The 232-nt window shown below is 65.1% G+C and carries 1 protein-coding gene; it reads left to right on the top strand.

Annotation, left to right across the window (positions count from 1 at the left end):
• On the top strand, positions 1 to 232 hold a 232-nt coding region (locus C7I36_RS17105; protein ID WP_146137369.1), incomplete at both ends, for a VCBS domain-containing protein.

The following is a 232-nucleotide window of genomic DNA, read 5'->3' as shown; positions in this document are numbered from 1 at the left end:
GCTACGCGGTGGATAACGTCGACCTGGACTTTTTGGCGGCGGGCGAGACCATCACCTTCAGCTATACCGTGACCGCCACCGACAGCCAGGGCGCCACCGCCGAACAGGTGGTGAGCTTTACCCTGATTGGCAGCAACGACGCGCCCACCCTGAGCGTGGTGGATGCGGCGCCGATACTGGAAGTGGCGGGCGATTCCAGTGCCCAGGACTTGCGCGGCACTGGCCTGGTGAG

Origin of the sequence: Zobellella taiwanensis (assembly GCF_003012795.1) — a bacterium.
GTDB lineage: Bacteria > Pseudomonadota > Gammaproteobacteria > Enterobacterales > Aeromonadaceae > Oceanimonas > Oceanimonas taiwanensis.
The sequence above is the reverse complement of the archived record's forward strand: the minus strand, read 5'-3'. Positions and strand labels throughout refer to the sequence as shown.